1 protein-coding gene is annotated in these 284 nt (G+C 51.4%); it reads right to left on the bottom strand.

Going from position 1 to position 284, the window contains the following annotated elements; genetic code table 11:
- The coding region (locus tag OGX89_RS00070) for an Ig-like domain-containing protein (RefSeq protein WP_286559689.1) at positions 1–284 on the bottom strand (284 nt) is incomplete at both ends.

Raw genomic sequence — 284 nt, 5'->3', positions numbered from 1 at the left:
CCGCTCACCGTGCCACTGATGGTGGTCTTGCCGTGATTGTCCGTCGATTCCTTGATGTTGATAAAGTTATCAGCCGTCACGTCATCAATGGTGATATACGACTGTGTATACAGATCGGCGCTGATGGTTTTGGTTTCAGAATGCGTGACGCTGTTCCCTGCCGGATCCGTAGAGGTAACAGAAACCGTAAATTCCGGATGAGTTACCAGCTTATGGCTATTTACCGGGATGCTATAGCCCAGTCCACCGCCCGCCAGCGCGATAACCACACTGTGAATCACCTC

Origin of the sequence: Citrobacter sp. Cpo103, from assembly GCF_030332605.1 — a bacterium.
Lineage (GTDB): Bacteria > Pseudomonadota > Gammaproteobacteria > Enterobacterales > Enterobacteriaceae > Citrobacter > Citrobacter portucalensis.
Note: the sequence above shows the minus strand (reverse complement) of the source record. Positions and strands in the feature narration are given on the sequence as shown.